The sequence below is a fragment of the Pseudomonas sp. Z2-11 genome, from assembly GCF_054161305.1.
Genome location: NZ_CP096395.1, coordinates 6133110 through 6150158, shown reverse-complemented (window position 1 = coordinate 6150158; position 17049 = coordinate 6133110). Strand labels below are relative to the sequence as shown.

Sequence of the window (17049 nt, the reverse complement as noted above, 5' to 3'; positions counted from 1 at the left end):
GGGGTTTGTCGTTTCTGCCGGCCCCGCTATCATTCGCCGCATCTTCCGGGGGACTTACCGATGCTCAATGGCCTGTGGCTTGGCTTCTTTATCGTGGCAGCCGTGTCGGCGCTGGTGCAGTGGCTGGTCGGCGGCAACGCCGGCATTTTCGCGGCGATGGTGGAAAGCATTTTTGCCATGGCCAAGCTGTCGGTGGAGGTGATGGTCCTGCTGTTCGGCACTTTGACGCTGTGGCTGGGCTTCCTGCGCATCGCGGAAAAAGCCGGCATTGTCGATTGGCTGGCCAAGGCCCTCGGCCCGCTGTTCCTGCGCTTGATGCCGGAAGTCCCGGCTGGCCATCCGGCCATCGGCCTGATCACCCTCAACTTCGCGGCCAACGGCCTGGGGCTGGACAACGCGGCCACCCCGATCGGCTTGAAGGCCATGCGCGCCCTGCAAGACCTCAACCCGAGCCCGACCATCGCCAGCAACGCGCAGATCCTGTTCCTTGTGCTCAACGCATCGTCACTGACACTGCTGCCGGTAACGATTTTCATGTACCGCGCCCAGCAAGGCGCGCCGGACCCGACCCTGGTGTTCCTGCCGATTCTGCTCGCCACCAGCGCCTCGACCCTGGTGGGGCTGTTGTCCGTGGCGTTCATGCAACGGCTGCGCTTGTGGGATCCGGTGGTACTGGCCTATCTGATCCCGGGTGCGCTGGTGCTTGGTGGTTTCATGGCGTTGCTGGCGACGCTCTCGGCCACGGCGCTGGCGGGGCTCTCATCGATTCTGGGCAACTTGACGCTGTTTAGCCTGATCATCCTGTTCCTGGTGGTGGGTGCGCTGCGCAAGGTCAAAGTGTATGAGGCCTTTGTCGAAGGCGCCAAAGAGGGATTCGACGTCGCCAAGACGCTGCTGCCGTATCTGGTGGCGATGCTTTGCGCTGTCGGTGTGCTGCGGGCTTCGGGGGCGCTGGATTTCGGCCTGGACGGTATCCGCCATCTGGTGCAGTGGGCCGGCCTGGACACGCGTTTCGTCGATGCCTTGCCCACCGCCATGGTCAAGCCGTTCTCCGGCAGCGCCGCCCGGGCGATGCTGATTGAAACCATGAAGACGTCGGGGGTGGACAGCTTCCCGGCCCTGGTGGCGGCGACCATCCAGGGCAGCACCGAAACCACGTTCTACGTGCTGGCGGTGTATTTCGGCGCCGTGGGCATCCAGCGAGCCCGCCACGCGGTGGGTTGCGCCCTGCTGGCCGAGCTGGCCGGGGTGATAGCGGCCATCGGAGTCTGCTACTGGTTCTTTGGCTGATCTGTAGGAGCGAGCCTGCTCGCGATAAGGTCCGCAGGCCCTTCAGTCCTTCACCTCGAACCTCAACACGCCAATCATCTGGCCATTTTCGGTGAGTATCCGCACTTGCCATTTTCCCGTCGGGTTGTCCGGGAAGTTCTGCTTGTGGGTCCAGGCGCGATAGCCTTCCTTGCGTCCGCCATGGATGTCCAGAGCGATGCGATCCACCTCTTTGCCGTTGAACTGCCAGACGTGGTAGATCCGCTCATCGAGCCCGCGCGGTGCGTTGATGGCGGTGTAGGCGTACAGGCCGTTACCACGGATCTGGGCCGCGCTGACTTCCTTGAGACTGGCGCCAGGCGTGCGGTCTTCCAGCTGGGTACTGATTGCCACTTCGGTCATCCAGAGCGTGGCGGGTGGCACCCAGGAGCGCAGCACCCAGCCGGCGGCGCCGATGCCCAGGGTGATGCACAGAATCGCCAGGGCGTTGCGCACGGTGCGGATCGGGAAGATCGAGGCCAGGCTCGGGAACGACAACAGCATGGCGGTGCCCAGTGCCAGCTTGAAGCTCTGGTCAGTGGTCAGGTGCAGGATCACCGGCAGCGCGGTGAGCAGGGCGGCGAACAGCGTCAGCGTGTGCAACGCCAGGAACGCCCAACGCCGGGGCGCCAGCCATTTGTAGTACAGCGGATCGATGATCGAGACCAGCGCCGACGCCGCCAGCAAGCCGGTAAAGAGCAGCTGGCTGCTGTTCCACGTTGTCGTGATGAAAAAAAACGGCAAGACGAAGAACAGGCTTTCCTGGTGGATCATCTGCGTGGCGTAACGCAGCAGCGGCTGGGGTATTTCCCGTTTGAAAATCCGCGTGAACAGCCGCGTCAGGCTGTTCTCCAACATCAGCCAGAGCCAGCTCACCAGCATCATGATGGCGATCCAGGTCGCCAGACCCTGCTGGCGATCCACCAGCATGAAACTGCCGACCCCGGAAATGAAACCGCCGAGCGCGATGACCCCCGGATAGCGCTTCATCAGTTCGAGGATGCGCTGGATTAAATGAGTCAGGTTCGGCATCGGCGGTTTCACAGTAAGTCTTGGGAAATATCCCTGACAGAGTATCGCCAGGACGGTGACATGGCGAGGATCGCGACGCCTGCCGCGGTGATCTTTCGTGGCGAGGGAGCTTGCTCCCGCTGGCCTGCGCAGCGGGCCCGGCATTTTCCTCTGGTAAACCGCATCGCCCGGTTTGCGGCTGCTGCGCCCGAGACGTCGGACCGGCCGAGCGGGAGCAAGCTCCCTCGCCACGGGATTTGTGTTGTCTCATCGCGGGCAAGCTTGCTCACACGAGGCATATCAGTCTGGCTGCGGTCGCGCCTTGCGCCTCCATCGCCAGCCAATACCCACCAGCAGCAACACCACCAACCCAGCCAACACCCAAACGAGTTCGTCATCACCAAGCAACGGCTTCTCGATCCGCAGGTAACCCGGGTCCTTGAGAAGTTCGCGCAGGGCTTGGTTGGCCTGCTCCAGGCTGACAGCCTGCAAGCGGGCGGCCGGGTTGGCGAAGCGGCCATCCTCATAATCGCCCAGGGCGCCCCAGTAATAATCGGCCAGCGCGCTGTTGCCTTGCACCGCCCAGGACTGATGGGCGATAGCGGCGCGTTTGATCCGCACGAAGCTCTCGGGGTCCAGGCCGTCCTTGAGCAGCGTACCGCGCAACTGCTCCAGCACCTGCTCGGCTTTCGGCAGGTCTTCGCGCGCCAGGTCGGCGTTCAGGCTGAGAAAACCGACACCCCCAAAGACTTCCCGCTCCACCCAGGGGCCGTAGGACAGGCCGCTGGCCAGGCGCAACTGGCGATAAAGCGCCCAGTCCAGATAATCCTTGAGCAGGTCGAAGGTTTCGTCATGCTGCTGTTCCAGCACCGGCTCCGGGAACAGCCAATGAAGCTTGGCGCCATCGCCGGCCAGGCCGCGAATCAGGTTGCGTTTGGTGACCGCGCTGTAGCGGATCTGCGGCAGTGGCTCGTGGACGCTGGGCTCGACCGGTTCGAGCTCGCCGAAACTGCGTTCCAGGTAGGCCGGCAATAACCGGTCGAGATCGCCGACGACGATCAGCGTCATATTGTTGGAGGCATACCAGGCCTTGCGCACCTGCTCGACCCGGGCCAGGGTAAGGTGACCAACCTCGGCCCGTTCCGCGCACCGCAAGCCCAGTTCCACGGCCAATTGATTGCTGGCTTTATGGCCCAGGTCCTGTCGGTCGAGCCAGCGTTGCAGATGGGTGTAGTGACCGCCGTCCTCGCGCTCGACCACCCGTTTGGCCGCGTCCAGGGCTTTTTCGTCGATGCGGGTGCGGGTCAGCAGCGCCAGCAACAGGTCGAGGACCTTGCGCTGATTGCGCGCCGGTGCCTCGATGACAAACGTTGTATCGGCATTGCTGGTAAAGGCGTTCCACTCGCCGCCCAGGGCCTGCATGCGTTCCTCCAGGCCACCTTCGCCGCTGTCGTCTACCCCACTGAACAGAAGATGTTCGAGCAGATGCGGCAGCTCCTTGTCGGCGCAGCTGAAATCGTCGAGCCCCACGCCGACCACCAGCCGAATCGCCACGTGCCCGCGTTCGGTGCCGGGTTTGAGCAACAATTGCAGGCCGTTGGGCAACGTATAGCCTTCGACCTGAAAGCGATCCTGGGCAATGGCGGGGAGTGAGCCGAACAAAAGCAAGGCGAGCAGCAGACAACGCATAACGGGCTTCCTGGCGGCTGAGTGAAGATCCATGGTGCCGGGTCAGCCTTCATCGCGAGCAGGCTCGCTCCCACTTCGCGGAGTTGTCTGGCTGGCGATGGGCTTGAGCCCCGGCCCCTTTTAATGACTGACCAGGACGCCAGTCGTTCACGGCGAATGGGTGATGTCGGAAATTTCATCGACGGCCAGGGCGCCGATCTCCGAGGTTTCCAGCACCACATAGGCGCTGCCGCAGAACAGCGAATTCAGGCGCCGCATGTCAGCGATCAGCTCAAGATGCAGGGAACTGGTCTCCAGGCTCTGCACGACCTTGCGTTGCAGACGGCTGACATGGGCATGGGCCATCCGCCGTTCCTGCGCGCGAAAGCGACGTTTCTCACGTAGCAACTGCCGTGCGCTTTCCCGATCGGCACTCAGAAACACCGTCAACCCCAGCCGCAGGTTGGCCAGCAGATGACTGTGCAGCCCCGCCAGTTCTTCCAGGCCCACATCGGAAAACGACCGGCGTTGCGAGGTCTTCTGCTGCTGGACCTTGCGCAGCATGCGTTCGATGAGATCGCTGGCCAGCTTGAGATTGATCGCCAGCTCGATGATTTCCGCCCAGCGGCGGCTGTCCTGTTCGCTGAGGTCCTCGCGGGGCATTTGCGCCATATACAGCTTGATGGCGCTGCACAGTGCTTCGACATCGTCGCTCATGGCGCGCACTTGCTGGGTGATCGCCGTCTGCTCGCCGCGCAGTACGCCGAGCATGGCTTCGAGCATGTTTTCGATCAGGTCGCCGATGCGCAAGGTTTCCCGGGCCGCGTTCGCCAGGGCCAGGCTCGGGGTCGCCAGGGCGGTGGGGTCGAGGTGCCGGGGCTTGGCCGTGCCGTTGGTATCCGGGCGCTCCGGCAGCAGCCAGGCGCAGAGCCGGCCCATCGGCCCGACGCTGGGCAGCAATACCAGGCAACGCACGGTGTTGTAGAGCAGGTGAAAGCCGATAACGGTTTCCTGGTGGCTGAAATCCAGGCTGTCCAGCCAGCCCACCAGCGGATCGAGTACCGGAATGATCAGCAACAGGCCAATCAGCTTGTACAGCAGGCTGCCGAGTGCCACTTGGCGTCCGGCGGCGTTCTGCATGCTGGTGCTGAGAAACGCCAGGATGCCGCTGCCAATGTTGGCGCCGATCACCAGGCCGATAGCCACTGGCAAACTGATCACCGCCGCGCCGGCCAGTGTCGCGGTCAGCAGCACGGCGGCGAGGCTGGAATAGGAAATCATGGCGAACAGCGCACCGACCAGCGCATCGAGCAGGATATCGCCGGTCAGTGAGGCGAAAATCACCTTCACGCCCTGGGCCTGGGTGATGGGCGCAGCGGCTTCGACGATCAGTTGCAGGGCCAGGATGATCAGGCCCAGGCCGATGGCGACCCGGCCCATCTGCCCGACGCGCGTCTGTTTGCGCGACAGGAAAAAAATCACCCCGAGAAATATCAGCAACGGTGACAGCCACGACAGGTCGAGGGTCAGCACCCGTGCCATCAGCGCGGTGCCGACGTCGGCACCAAGCATGGTCGCCAGGGCGGGCGTCAGCGACATCAGGCCCTGGCCGACAAAAGAGGTGACGAGCATGGCCGTGGCGTTGCTGCTCTGGACCATGGCGGTGACCATGATCCCGGCGATGAAAGCCAACCAGCGCCGGGACATGTTCTGGCTGATGACGTGACGCAGGTTCGAGCCATAGACCCGCAGAATGCCGGTACGGACGATGTGCGTGCCCCAGATCAGCAAGGCCACGGCGGAGAGCAGATTCAGCAGGGTCAGCATGAGAAGCCCCCTGTTAGCGTCCCAAAGGAACAAATTGACGATGCCACATCGTTCTACTGGTACTTAAGCTGTAGTTGGCGAATGGTTCGGACGCCAGCATTGCATAGCTGAAGATCGCTTTGAAACAAAACTGTCATAAAAACTGCTTCATCTGAACACCCCGAACCCCTGTGGGAGCGAGCCTGCTCGCGAAGGCGGCAGCCCATCCAATATCGCTGCTGCAGGCAGACCGCTTTCGCGAGCAGGCTCGCTCCCACAGTTGAGTTTCTGCAGACATGAAAAAAGGGGCTCCCAAGAGCCCCTTCGTTCATTGCCCTGCATCTTTACTGACCCGGAACATCCTTGCGCAGTTTCACCGGATCCTGCTGCTTGCGCTTGCGTGCCATCGCGGTACGCATCTTGATATTGATCGCTTCCACCGCCAGCGAGAACGCCATGGCGAAGTAGACATAGCCTTTAGGCACATGCACATCGAACGATTCGGCGATCAGTACGGTACCGACCACCAGCAGGAACGACAGCGCCAGCATTTTCAGCGACGGGTGCTTGTCGATGAACGTGCTGATGGTGCCCGAAGCCAGCATCATCACCAGTACGGCGACGATGATCGCGGCAACCATGACCGGTACATGGGAGACCATGCCGACCGCGGTAATGACCGAGTCCAGGGAGAACACGATGTCGATGATCGCGATCTGGATGATGGTGTAGATGAAGTTGCCGCCCTTGACCGAAGGCTCGTCGCTGTTTTCCTCTTCGCCTTCCAGCGCGTGGTACATCTCCTGAGAGCTTTTCCACAGCAGGAACAGGCCGCCGAAGAACAGGATCAGGTCGCGGCCGGAGATGCCCTGGCCGAATACTTCGAACAGATCGGCGGTCAGGCGCATCACCCAGGTGATGGACAGCAACAACAGGATCCGCGTGATCATCGCCAGCGCCAGGCCGAAGATCCGGGTGCGTGCCTGCATGTGCTTGGGCATGCGGCTGACCAGGATCGAGATCATGATGATGTTATCGATACCCAGGACGATTTCCAGGGCGGTCAGGGTAAAGAAGGCAACCCATATTTCCGGGTTGGTCAGCCATTCCATGTGAGTTCCTTTGAGCGAGTGTTAGGCCGCGCCGCGCCTTCGGTTAACCGACAGGGGCGACGCGGCGGGCGTTGCTTTTATAGAGTGCTGAACAGCGGAAAAATCCCCATCAGCAAGGCGGCGAACATTATGCACAGGCAAACCAGTACTGCCCACTTCAAGGTGAAGCGTTGGTGATCGCCGAATTCGATCCCGGCCAGGGCCACCAGCAGATAAGTCGACGGAACCAGCGGGCTCAGCAGGTGAACGGGCTGGCCGACGATCGAGGCACGGGCCATTTCGACGCCAGTGATGCCGTAATGGCTGGCTGCTTCGGCCAAAACTGGTAACACCCCGTAATAAAATGCATCGTTCGACATGAAGAAAGTGAACGGCATGCTCACCAGTGCAGTGATGACCGCGAGGTAAGGACCGAGGAAGTCCGGGATCACTGCCAGCAGGCTCTTGGACATGGCATCGACCATGCCGGTGCCCGACAGGATGCCAGTGAAGATACCCGCCGCGAAGATCAGTCCGACCACCGCCAGCACGCTGCCGGCGTGAGCCGCGACGCGGTCTTTCTGCTGTTGCAGGCATGGATAGTTGACGATCATCGCGATACTGAACGCCACCATGAACAGCACCGGCAACGGCAACAGGCCGGCAATCAGCGTGCACATCAGGGCCAGGGTCAGCGCGCCGTTGAACCAGATCAGCTTCGGACGGCGGGCGTCCGGAAATTGCGAGACGCTGATTTCGCTGTGGTCCATGTCGTCACCGGCGAGGTGCAGCTCACCCAGGCGCGCACGCTCGCGTTTGCCGTACATGTAGGCAATCGCCAGGATCGCCACGACGCCGGCCAGCATCGCCGGGATCATCGGGACGAAGATGTCCGACGGATCCACATGCAGCGCACTGGCCGCCCGAGCGGTTGGCCCGCCCCAAGGGGTCATGTTCATCACGCCGCCGGCGAGGATGATCAGGCCCGCCATGATCTGCGGGCTCATGCCGATACGGCTGTAGAGCGGCAGCATGGCGGCTACGCAGATCATATAAGTGGTCGCGCCGTCACCATCGAGGGAAACGACGAGCGCCAGAACGGCGGTGCCGACCGAAACTTTCAGGGGGTCGCCCTTGACCATCTTGAGGATCTTGCGCACGGCCGGGTCGAACAGGCCGGAGTCGATCATCAGGGCGAAATAGAGAATCGCAAACATCAGCATCACCCCGGTCGGGGCAAGCTTGGTGATGCCTTCGAGCATCATCGGGCCGATCTTCGGCGCAAAGCCACCGAACAGCGCGAACAGGATCGGAATAATGATCAGGGCGATCAGCGCAGACAGGCGCTTGGTCATGATCAGGAACATGAACGTGATGACCATGGCGAAGCCAAGGAAAGTCAGCATGGGAAATACTCCAGGCGTGGCGCGGCGGGCAAAGGCGAACCGGAACGGTCAGCGCAGGATGCGGGGCTCGGGACGGACGGATGGAGGGGGTGCAACGGGACGGGTAGCAGCGGACATCAGAATCACCATTGTTGTTGTTAAAAAGGCCGCACGAGCATTCGAAAGCTCGTTTCTGGCCACCGGTTTTTTGCCGGTAGGTGAGGCGATCCTAATCGCGCAAGCTTTCAGCAGCCTTTCGCTGTAGCAATGGCTGATGACCAGCCTGCTTTCGCTGCAGTAATTGCTGATGACCAGCCTGCTTTTGTGGCGAGGGAGCTTGCTCCCGCTCGGTCGCGCAGCGGCCGCAAAATCCTGGGGGCCGCTGCGCCCGAAGCGTCGGACCGGCCCAGCGGGAGCAAGCTCCCTCGCCACAAGAGCGATCAGTGTTTGGCTTCGAACGCCGAAAGATTCAACGGCCGTACCGCGCCCATCCAGATCGCATGATCGGTGTGATCGGCCAGATCATCACCAGTGTCCGGGTGAAGAAATATCACCAGCCCGTTGCGATTGAGCGCCAGCCACGGCAGGACCACGCCGATGTATTGCGGATCGAATGCCAGCTGGCAGCTCCAGTCCGGGTGCGGGCCGACCGGCCGTTGGTGAACCCGGCCCATCTTCAGCGGGAACAGCTGCGCCGCTTGCTCACACAACGCCCGCGCCTGATCGATGGATCCGGCGTCGAAATAAACATGGGCGTGATAGCCCTTGATCCGTTGCATCTGTCACTCCTCGAAAGACCAGCCGAACCCTCGCGGTTAACCACGGGTCAGAGCCTTTACACGCGGGAAAAAAGGAATACCAGCCATGAGAAACGCCGAAACCCCGGTCATCAAAGTGGTGCTCTATGGTGCCATGAGCAGCCTCGGAAGTGCGTTGATGGCTGAGCTGTTGCGACGCCAGCACGAAGTCATCGCCATCCTCGATGATCTTACGGCCTTGGCGCCACGCCCGGGCCTGCGGACCAAGACCGGCGACCTCTTCGACCCCGAACGGGTGAAGCAGAGCGTTGCCGGCGCCACTGCCGTGGTGTGCCTGTTGAACGCGCCGGGGCTACCAATGAACAGCGAGCAAGTGGAGCGCACGCTCATTCCCGGCCCGGTGGAGCAGGTCCTGGCCGTGGATGCGCTGATTGCAGGCATGCAGGCGGTCAATATCCCCCGGCTGTTCCTGGTGGGCGATTTCGCTGCCCTCGATGAGCAGGAAGCCGAAGATGACTTGCAGCGCCATGCCGCCGAGGAAATCCTCGACGCCCTGAAAAACAGCGCCTTGCAGTGGACCCTGGTCAACGCGCCCTACGCCGCGCCGGGCTTGAGCATCGAGCATTTCAGCCAGGTCAGCACCAGCCTGGAGTCCGGAATGGCCGAGTCCCTGGAGCGCCTCAATCGGGTGGCGGTGGGCATTGTCGATGAACTGCGCTTGAACCTGCATGTGGGCGAGCATGTGAGTTTCGTGCCCGCCCTCTAAAGGCGTGCTCATCCCGTGGCGAGGGAGCTTGCTCCCGCTGGGCCGCGTAGCGGTCCCCGGAATTGCCCGGTTGATGGAGCACGAGCCTCAAACCGCAATCGAAGGCAACGGCAACCCTGTAAGCGACTCCGCACTATTGGCCTGTTCTTCCATCAGCCAATCCACGAACAGTTTGATCAGCACACCCCGGCGCTTGCGTTGGGGCAAGACCACGTAATACCCCAACCGGGACAGTACCGTCTCAGCGATCGGTCGGCACAACAGTCCTTGCGCGAGCAAGTTATCCACAAGGTGCCGCCAACCGATAGCGACGCCTTGGCCGCCAATCGCCGCCTGGATAAGCAGGGTGTAGTTGTCGAAGCGCAGTTGGCCCGGCGCCGGTGGCGAGGTGATGCCCAGCTCGCGAAATACGCCGCTCCAGTCGAACCAGGCGCTGCTGTTGCCGCCGCGCAAATGCAGTAGCGGGAATTCCGCGAGGGCGTGAGCGGGCAGGGGTTGGGGGCGGTCCTTGAGCAGGAGAGGGCTGCATACAGGAAAGACTTCTTCGCTGAAAAGCCAACGACTTTCGCCCTGTTTGAAGCGACCGTCGCCGAAGAGCACCGCAACATCGATATCAGTGCGCAGCATGTTGTGGTTGCGCTCGCTGGTTACCAGGCTCACATCTACCTGCGGATTTGCCGCGTGGAACCGATGCAGTCGCGGCATCAGCCAATAGGCGGCGAAAGCGAAATCCGTCGCGACCTGCAGCACTTCATGCTGGTGCTGGGCCGTGATCGCGTTGAGCCCCGCATCGATGCTCTGCAAGCCGGCCTGGACCTGCTCGAACAGTATCGCGCCGGCCTCGGTCAGTTCGATGCCGCGATAGATGCGATCAAACAGGCGCGTACCGAGCTGCTCTTCCAGCCGTTTGATCTGTTGGCTGATGGCGGGTTGGGTCGTGCCCAGTTCGATCGCTGCCGCAGTAAAGCTTTGCTGGCGAGCCGCTGATTCGAAGGCGCGGAACAGATCCAGGGACAGGTCACCCAAGGCGTCATACATAAGCTCAGCTTATCCTAGTCATTATCTTGCATGGGCTTTACCCCAACCAGCATGGGCTACATGCTCGTTCGCAGCAATATCGCATAACCGTTCACTATGGAATGCCGCGAATACATGAAGCGCAAGAACATTCTTTTCATCATGGCCGATCAGATGGCCGCGCCAATGTTGCCGATCTACGGTCCGTCGCCCATCAAGCTGCCCAACCTGTCACGCCTGGCCGACCAGGGCGTTGTATTCGATGCCGCGTACTGCAACAGCCCGCTCTGTGCGCCGTCACGCTTTACGCTGGTGAGCGGTCAGTTGCCGAGCAAGATCGGCGCCTATGACAACGCGGCGGATTTTCCGGCGGACGTTCCGACTTATGCCCATTACCTGCGCCGTCTCGGCTATCGCACGGCGTTGTCCGGCAAGATGCATTTTTGCGGGCCGGACCAATTGCACGGTTACGAAGAGCGCCTGACCAGCGACATTTATCCAGCGGACTACGGCTGGGCCGTGAACTGGGACGAGCCGGATGTGCGGCCGAGCTGGTATCACAACATGTCGTCGGTGCTGCAGGCCGGACCGTGCGTGCGCACCAATCAGCTGGATTTTGATGAAGAGGTGGTGTTCAAGGCCCAGCAGTACCTGTTCGACCACATCCGCGAGGACCGCGACCAGCCGTTTTGCCTCACCGTATCCATGACACACCCACACGATCCGTACACGATTCCCAAGGCATTCTGGGATCTGTATGACGACAAGGACATCCCGCTGCCCTACACCCCGGACCAGACAGAGCTTGATCCACATTCCCAACGCCTGTTGAAAGTCTATGATCTGTGGGGCAAGCCGCTGCCTGTGGATAAGATCCGTGATGCTCGCCGCGCCTACTTCGGCGCGTGCAGCTACATCGACAGCAATGTCGGCAAGTTGCTGCAGACGTTGGAAGGCACCGGGTTGCTCGACGACACCATCATCGTGTTCTCTGGCGATCATGGAGACATGCTTGGCGAAAAAGGCCTCTGGTACAAAATGCACTGGTTTGAAATGGCCGCCCGCGTGCCGCTGCTGATCAGCGCCCCAGGCCAGTTTGCCAGCGGCCGCGTCAGCGCGGCGGTGTCTACCGCCGACCTGCTGCCGACCCTGGTCGAACTGGCCGGTGGCACGCTGGAACCAGGCTTGCCGCTGGATGGACGTTCGCTGGTTCCGCATCTGCAAGGGCAGGGCGGGCACGATGAAGTCTTCGGTGAATACATGGCCGAAGGCACCGTCAGCCCGTTGATGATGATCCGTCGCGGCCCGTGGAAATTCATCTACAGCGAAGATGACCCGTGCCTGTTGTTCGACCTGCGTAATGATCCTCAGGAGGTGGCGGATCTCAGCCAGTCGCCTGAGCATCAGGCGCTGTTCAACGATTTTCTCGCCGAAGCGCGGGCCAAATGGGATATTCCAGCCATTCACCAACAGGTGCTCGCTAGCCAGCGACGCCGTCGTTTCGTTGCCCAGGCGTTGACCCTGGGCAAACTCAAGAGCTGGGATCACCAGCCGCTGGTCGATGCCAGCCAGCAATACATGCGCAACCACATCGACCTCGACGATCTGGAGCGCAAGGCCCGTTATCCACAACCCTGCCAATAGACCAATAACGTAAGGGGAAGCGCATGCAAAAGTTATCCACAGTACTGACCGCCGGGCTGTTGGCGTTGAGCAGTGTTTCGGCGTGGGCCGAGCAGAGTTGCGAGACCGTGAAGATGGCCGACCCGGGCTGGAGCGACATCGCCGCGACCAACGCCATCACCGGTTTCCTGCTTGAGGGCATGGGCTACAAGGCCAAGATCGACACCTTGGCGGTACCGATCACGTTCGGTGGCCTGAAGGATGGCCAGGTTGATGTTTTCCTGGGTAACTGGATGCCGGCGCAGCAGGGGTTCTATGACAAGTTCGTCGCCAATGGCGATGTCACACAGTTGGCGAAGAACCTGGACGGCACCGAGTTTACCCTGGCGGTGCCGGACTACGTCTGGGACGCCGGTGTGCATAACTTCGCCGACCTGAACAAATTCGCCGACAAGTTCGACAAGAAGATCTACGGCATCGGTTCCGGCGCCCCGGCCAACCTTTCGCTGAAAGAAATCATCAAGACCAACGATTTCGGCATGGGCGAATGGAAACTGGTGGAGTCCAGCGAGCAGGCAATGCTGGCGGAAGTCTCCCGGGCCGTGAAGAAGCAGAAATTCGTGACGTTCCTCGGCTGGACCCCACACCCGATGAACGTGCAACTGAAAATGCATTACCTCAAGGGCGGCGAGAAGTACTTTGGCGATACTGGCAGCGTTTATACGCTGACGCGCAAGGGTTATGCACAGGCCTGCCCGAACGTCGGGAAGCTGCTGACCAACCTTAGTTTCACCCAGGAAATGGAAAACAGCATCATGGCCGAAGTGGTGAACAAGAAGGTCAGCAACGCCGAAGCGGCCAAGGCCTGGATCAAGGCCAACCCGGCGGTGCTGGACAAATGGCTGGACGGCGTGAAGACGGTGGATGGCAAGGACGCGCTGGCGGCGGTCAAGGCCAAGCTCTGACAGCAGCGCCGGGCTCCTGTGGCGAGGGAGCTTGCTCCCGCTGGAGCGCGCAGCTCTCCCAAAACCGGTCACGCAGATCTATCTGACACTGCGCTTTCAGGTTTCGGGGCTGCTTCGCAACCCAGCGGGAGCAAGCTCCCTCGCCACGTTGGTTCACCTGATATTCTTGTGCCAAACCCCATCTTTGAGGCTCCATGGCAATCCCCACGCGCCATTCGCTGTTTCCGTTCCTCAGTTGGCTGCCCCGGCAGACCCGCGCCAGCGTCGGCCGTGACCTGATCGTCGGCCTCAGCGGCGCGATTCTCGCGTTACCGCAGTCCATTGCCTACGCACTGATTGCCGGCCTGCCGCCGGAATACGGCTTGTACGCGGCAATCGTGCCGGTGCTGATCGCCTGCCTATGGGGATCGTCCTGGCATTTGATCTGCGGTCCTACGGCGGCAATCTCCATCGTCCTCTACGCCACTGTCAGTTCTCTGGCCGTGCCGGCGACTCAGGACTACATCACGCTCATCCTCTTGCTGACGGTGCTGGCAGGTATTTTCCAGTGGCTGCTCGGGCTGTTGCGTTTCGGTGCGCTGGTCAATTTCGTCTCCCACTCGGTGGTGCTGGGTTTCACCTTGGGCGCAGCGGTGGTTATTGCCCTCGGGCAATTGCCGAACCTGCTGGGCCTGGATCTGCCCAACGAAGCCACGGCATTGAAGAGTTTGCTTATGCTTGCCAGCCATATCGGGGCTGTGGATAAGCCTTCGCTGCTGCTGGGTTTGGGGACGCTGGCGGTGGGGATCGTCCTCAAACGATTGCTGCCGCGCTGGCCAACCTTATTGATTACGCTGGCCCTTGGCAGCCTGTTGGTCTGGGCGTGGCCCGCGATGTTCGGGCATGTGGCGTTGGTCAGCGCCTTTGTCGGACGCCTGCCGCCGTTCACGCCGCTGTCGCTGGACCTTGAGTTGATCCTAAGGCTGCTGCCCGGTGCCGTTGCGGTGGGCATGCTCGGGCTGGTGACCAGCCTGTCCATTGCCCGCTCGCTATCGGTGCGCTCCGGGCAACTGCTCGATGCGAATCAGGAAGTCAGGGCGCAGGGGCTTTCCAATATCGTCGGAGGATTTTTCGCCGGATCGCTGTCAGCCGGCTCCTTTACCCGTTCCGGTCTCAGCTATGAAGCGGGTGCCTGTTCGCCCCTGGCCGGAGTGTTTTCGGCGTTGTGGGTGGCGCTGTTCGCGGTTGCCGGCGCGACACTGATCGCGCACATTCCCATTCCCGCCATGGCCGGCAGTATTCTGCTGATCGCCTGGGGCCTGGTGGACCATCGGGGTATCCGGGCGCTGTACCGTGTGAGTCGTTCCGAATTCCTGGTGATGGGGCTCACCTGCCTGGCCACGCTGCTGCTTGAACTGCAAACGGCTATCTACGCTGGCGTGTTGGCTTCGCTGTTTTTCTATCTCAAGCGCACTTCGCAACCGCGGGTGCAGCATTTCCGGGAAGGTGAGGCGGACGTCTTGCGGGTGGGCGGCTCGATCTTTTTCGGCGCCAGCCATTATTTGCAAGTGCGCCTGCAACGCATGCCCGCCCAGCAGGTGATCATCGACGCCCAGCAGATCAACTTCATCGATTATTCCGGCGTCGAAATGCTCCACCAGGAAGCCCGGCGCTTGCGCGGCCAAGGGCGTAGCCTGACCTTGCGCGGGGCAAGGCCACCGGTGGTGGAGGAGTTGTTGAAGCTGGAAGGACCGGAGAAATGCCCGATCCTCTTCAGGGATTGACCGCAGCGAGCTGACGGCGCAACTCCGCCAGCACCGGGGCGGTGCCCGGACGTACGCCACGCCACAGGAAAAACGCTTCGCCCGCCTGTTCGGCGAGCATGCCCAGGCCATCCATCACCACCGCCGCGCCGTGTTCTTCGGCCCAGCGGCAGAACGACGTCGGCTCCTTGCCATACATCATGTCGTAGCAGAACGTCTTGCCTGGCTCGATCAGACTTCCGGCAATCGGTGGTACATCGCCTGACAGGCTGGCGGATGTGGCATTGATGATCAGGTCCACTGGCTCGCGCAACCAATCGAAACCGCTGGCCGAGACCGGACCCAGGTCGGCGAACAGCTCAGCCAGCAATTCAGCTTTTTCCACCGTGCGATTGGCAATGATCAGCGATGACGGCGCCTCAGCCAACAAGGGTTCCAAGGCGCCCCGTACCGCGCCGCCGGCGCCCAGCAGCAGGATGCGCTTGCCCTTGAGGCTGAACCCGGCGTTGACGGTCAGGTCCCGAACGAGCCCGGCGCCGTCGGTGTTGTCACCCAGCAGGCGGCCGTCGGCCTGTTTGCTCAAGGTGTTGACCGCCCCGGCCCGTTGCGCCCGTTCGGTCAGGCTGTCAGCCAGGCGAAAGGCGTCCTCCTTGAACGGCACGGTGACATTTGCCCCACGCCCCTCACGGAAAAATTCCCGGGCGCAAGCGGCGAACTCCTCCAGCGGCGCCAGCAGCGTGGTGTAGTCCAACGCTTGCCCGGTCTGCTCGGCAAACAGGCGATGGATCAACGGCGACTTGCTGTGGCCGATCGGGTTACCCATTACAACGTAGCGATCCATGGACCTTTCCCCGTTCAGGCCGTAGCCAGCCAATCGCGATCCTGCAGGAAATAATCGGTCAGCCGCGCCTCTTCGCTGCCCGGCTCGGCTTTCCAGTCGTAGCTCCAGCGGACCTGCGGTGGCAGCGACATCAGGATCGACTCGGTACGCCCGCCCGATTGCAGGCCGAACAGGGTGCCACGGTCATAGACCAGGTTGAATTCCACGTAGCGCCCACGGCGGAACTCCTGGAATTGTCGTTGCGCGGCGGTGAACGGGTCGTGCTTGCGCCGCCGCACGATAGGCAGGTAGGCATCGATGTAGGCGTCGCCGATGGCGCGCATGAAGGCGAAGCTGGTATCGAAGTCCCACTCGTTCAGGTCATCAAAAAACAGACCGCCGATGCCGCGCGGTTCGTTGCGATGCTTGATGTGGAAATAGCTGTCGCACCAGGCCTTGTAGCGCGAATAGACCTCCGGGCCGAACGGCTCGCAGGCTTGCTGGGCGACGCGGTGCCAATGCACGCAATCTTCTTCCACGCCGTAGTAAGGGGTCAGGTCGAAACCGCCGCCAAACCACCAGACCGGCTCTTCACCTTCTTTTTCGGCGATGAAAAAGCGTACGTTGGCGTGGGACGTAGGCACGTGGGGATTGTGCGGGTGGATCACCAGCGACACACCCAGGGCCTCGAAGCCGCGCCCGGCCAGCTCCGGCCGGTGGGCGCTGGCCGAGGGTGGGAGACCGCTGCCAAAGACGTGGGAAAAGTTGACGCCGCCCTTCTCGATGACCGTACCGTTTTCAATCACTCGGGTGCGCCCGCCACCGCCGGCAGGTCGGGTCCAGGCGTCCTCGACGAAGCGAGTGCCACCGTCCTCGGTTTCCAGGGCGGCGCAGATGCGGTCTTGCAGGTCGAGCAGATAGGCTTTCACGGCCTCGGTGCGAGTAGTCATGACATCACCTTGATCAGGGCTACGCTGCGCGGCGTACAAGGGCCGCCGGCAAATGGGCGCACAGGATAACACCGCATCCGCCCACGCCACAGTTGACGGAGATCAAGCTTAGGAGTCCGATAGCAGGCTTGGTAAAGTC

Annotated in this window: 14 protein-coding genes; 5 read left to right on the top strand and 9 right to left on the bottom strand. The window is 61.7% G+C overall.

What is annotated here, in order from left to right:
- Positions 1–60 precede the first annotated feature (60 nt).
- On the top strand, positions 61–1290 hold the full coding sequence (locus tag M1E16_RS27560; protein ID WP_305497786.1) for a nucleoside recognition domain-containing protein: 1230 nt from the start codon (positions 61–63) through the stop codon (positions 1288–1290).
- A gap of 42 nt (positions 1291–1332) precedes the next feature.
- On the opposite strand, the gene M1E16_RS27555 is transcribed toward M1E16_RS27560, so the two are convergent.
- The 6 genes from M1E16_RS27555 to M1E16_RS27530 form a co-directional block, all read right to left on the bottom strand.
- A complete protein-coding gene (locus M1E16_RS27555; RefSeq protein ID WP_434626952.1) occupies positions 1333–2340 on the bottom strand; it encodes a DUF5924 family protein in 1008 nt (335 codons plus the stop codon).
- Between the two features lie 279 nt (positions 2341–2619).
- Positions 2620–4008, bottom strand: a complete 1389-nt coding sequence (locus tag M1E16_RS27550; RefSeq protein ID WP_458128861.1) for a M16 family metallopeptidase — start codon at positions 4006–4008, stop codon at positions 2620–2622.
- 147 nt (positions 4009–4155) lie between these two features.
- Positions 4156–5814, bottom strand: coding sequence for a Na/Pi cotransporter family protein (locus M1E16_RS27545; protein WP_434570770.1), 1659 nt, complete (start codon positions 5812–5814; stop codon positions 4156–4158).
- A 323-nt stretch (positions 5815–6137) separates the two neighbouring features.
- Entirely contained in the window at positions 6138–6905 is a 768-nt protein-coding gene (locus tag M1E16_RS27540; RefSeq protein ID WP_305497790.1) for a TerC family protein, read from the bottom strand.
- 77 nt (positions 6906–6982) lie between these two features.
- Complete coding sequence (locus tag M1E16_RS27535; RefSeq protein ID WP_305497791.1) at positions 6983–8290, bottom strand: CitMHS family transporter; 1308 nt, start codon at positions 8288–8290, stop codon at positions 6983–6985.
- A gap of 419 nt (positions 8291–8709) precedes the next feature.
- A complete protein-coding gene (locus tag M1E16_RS27530; RefSeq protein WP_458128860.1) occupies positions 8710–9048 on the bottom strand; it encodes a DOPA 4,5-dioxygenase family protein in 339 nt (112 codons plus the stop codon).
- An 85-nt stretch (positions 9049–9133) separates the two neighbouring features.
- Here M1E16_RS27530 and M1E16_RS27525 point away from each other — a divergent pair, with 85 nt between their 5' ends.
- On the top strand, positions 9134–9793 hold the full coding sequence (locus M1E16_RS27525; RefSeq protein WP_458128859.1) for an NAD(P)-dependent oxidoreductase: 660 nt from the start codon (positions 9134–9136) through the stop codon (positions 9791–9793).
- Between the two features lie 87 nt (positions 9794–9880).
- Here M1E16_RS27525 and M1E16_RS27520 read toward each other — a convergent pair whose 3' ends face one another.
- Positions 9881–10831 carry a choline sulfate utilization transcriptional regulator gene (locus M1E16_RS27520; protein ID WP_434570780.1) on the bottom strand — a complete coding sequence of 317 codons (951 nt, stop codon included), beginning with the start codon at positions 10829–10831 and terminating at the stop codon, positions 9881–9883.
- A gap of 114 nt (positions 10832–10945) precedes the next feature.
- Between M1E16_RS27520 and betC the strand changes: the two genes are divergently transcribed.
- The 3 genes from betC to M1E16_RS27505 all read left to right on the top strand — a co-directional run bounded on the left by betC (position 10946) and on the right by M1E16_RS27505 (position 15161).
- On the top strand, positions 10946–12454 hold the full coding sequence (gene betC, locus M1E16_RS27515) for a choline-sulfatase (protein WP_458128858.1): 1509 nt from the start codon (positions 10946–10948) through the stop codon (positions 12452–12454).
- Positions 12455–12477: 23 nt separating this feature from the next.
- Positions 12478–13398, top strand: a complete 921-nt coding sequence (gene choX, locus M1E16_RS27510) for a choline ABC transporter substrate-binding protein (protein ID WP_458128857.1) — start codon at positions 12478–12480, stop codon at positions 13396–13398.
- 194 nt (positions 13399–13592) lie between these two features.
- The gene (locus M1E16_RS27505) at positions 13593–15161 is read left to right on the top strand and encodes a SulP family inorganic anion transporter (RefSeq protein ID WP_458128856.1); all 1569 of its coding nucleotides are present in this window, start codon (positions 13593–13595) and stop codon (positions 15159–15161) included.
- Here the strand turns inward: M1E16_RS27505 and aroE are convergent.
- Positions 15151–15981 carry a shikimate dehydrogenase gene (gene aroE, locus M1E16_RS27500; RefSeq protein ID WP_458128855.1) on the bottom strand — a complete coding sequence of 277 codons (831 nt, stop codon included), beginning with the start codon at positions 15979–15981 and terminating at the stop codon, positions 15151–15153. The genes M1E16_RS27505 and aroE overlap by 11 nt on opposite strands.
- 14 nt (positions 15982–15995) lie before the next feature.
- On the bottom strand, positions 15996–16910 hold the full coding sequence (gene hemF / locus M1E16_RS27495; protein WP_434570789.1) for an oxygen-dependent coproporphyrinogen oxidase: 915 nt from the start codon (positions 16908–16910) through the stop codon (positions 15996–15998).
- Between the last annotated feature and the right edge of the window lie 139 nt (positions 16911–17049).

Bases quoted from the DNA above. Each gene is read 5' to 3' on its own strand.
- M1E16_RS27560 (WP_305497786.1), top strand. From the start codon at position 61: ATGCTCAATGGCCTGTGGCTTGGCTTCTTTATCGTGGCAGCCGTGTCG.
- M1E16_RS27555 (WP_434626952.1), bottom strand. From the start codon at position 2,340: ATGCCGAACCTGACTCATTTAATCCAGCGCATCCTCGAACTGATGAAG.
- M1E16_RS27550 (WP_458128861.1), bottom strand. From the start codon at position 4,008: ATGCGTTGTCTGCTGCTCGCCTTGCTTTTGTTCGGCTCACTCCCCGCC.
- M1E16_RS27545 (WP_434570770.1), bottom strand. From the start codon at position 5,814: ATGCTGACCCTGCTGAATCTGCTCTCCGCCGTGGCCTTGCTGATCTGG.
- M1E16_RS27540 (WP_305497790.1), bottom strand. From the start codon at position 6,905: ATGGAATGGCTGACCAACCCGGAAATATGGGTTGCCTTCTTTACCCTG.
- M1E16_RS27535 (WP_305497791.1), bottom strand. From the start codon at position 8,290: ATGCTGACTTTCCTTGGCTTCGCCATGGTCATCACGTTCATGTTCCTG.
- M1E16_RS27530 (WP_458128860.1), bottom strand. From the start codon at position 9,048: ATGCAACGGATCAAGGGCTATCACGCCCATGTTTATTTCGACGCCGGA.
- M1E16_RS27525 (WP_458128859.1), top strand. From the start codon at position 9,134: ATGAGAAACGCCGAAACCCCGGTCATCAAAGTGGTGCTCTATGGTGCC.
- M1E16_RS27520 (WP_434570780.1), bottom strand. From the start codon at position 10,831: ATGTATGACGCCTTGGGTGACCTGTCCCTGGATCTGTTCCGCGCCTTC.
- betC (WP_458128858.1), top strand. From the start codon at position 10,946: ATGAAGCGCAAGAACATTCTTTTCATCATGGCCGATCAGATGGCCGCG.
- choX (WP_458128857.1), top strand. From the start codon at position 12,478: ATGCAAAAGTTATCCACAGTACTGACCGCCGGGCTGTTGGCGTTGAGC.
- M1E16_RS27505 (WP_458128856.1), top strand. From the start codon at position 13,593: ATGGCAATCCCCACGCGCCATTCGCTGTTTCCGTTCCTCAGTTGGCTG.
- aroE (WP_458128855.1), bottom strand. From the start codon at position 15,981: ATGGATCGCTACGTTGTAATGGGTAACCCGATCGGCCACAGCAAGTCG.
- hemF (WP_434570789.1), bottom strand. From the start codon at position 16,910: ATGACTACTCGCACCGAGGCCGTGAAAGCCTATCTGCTCGACCTGCAA.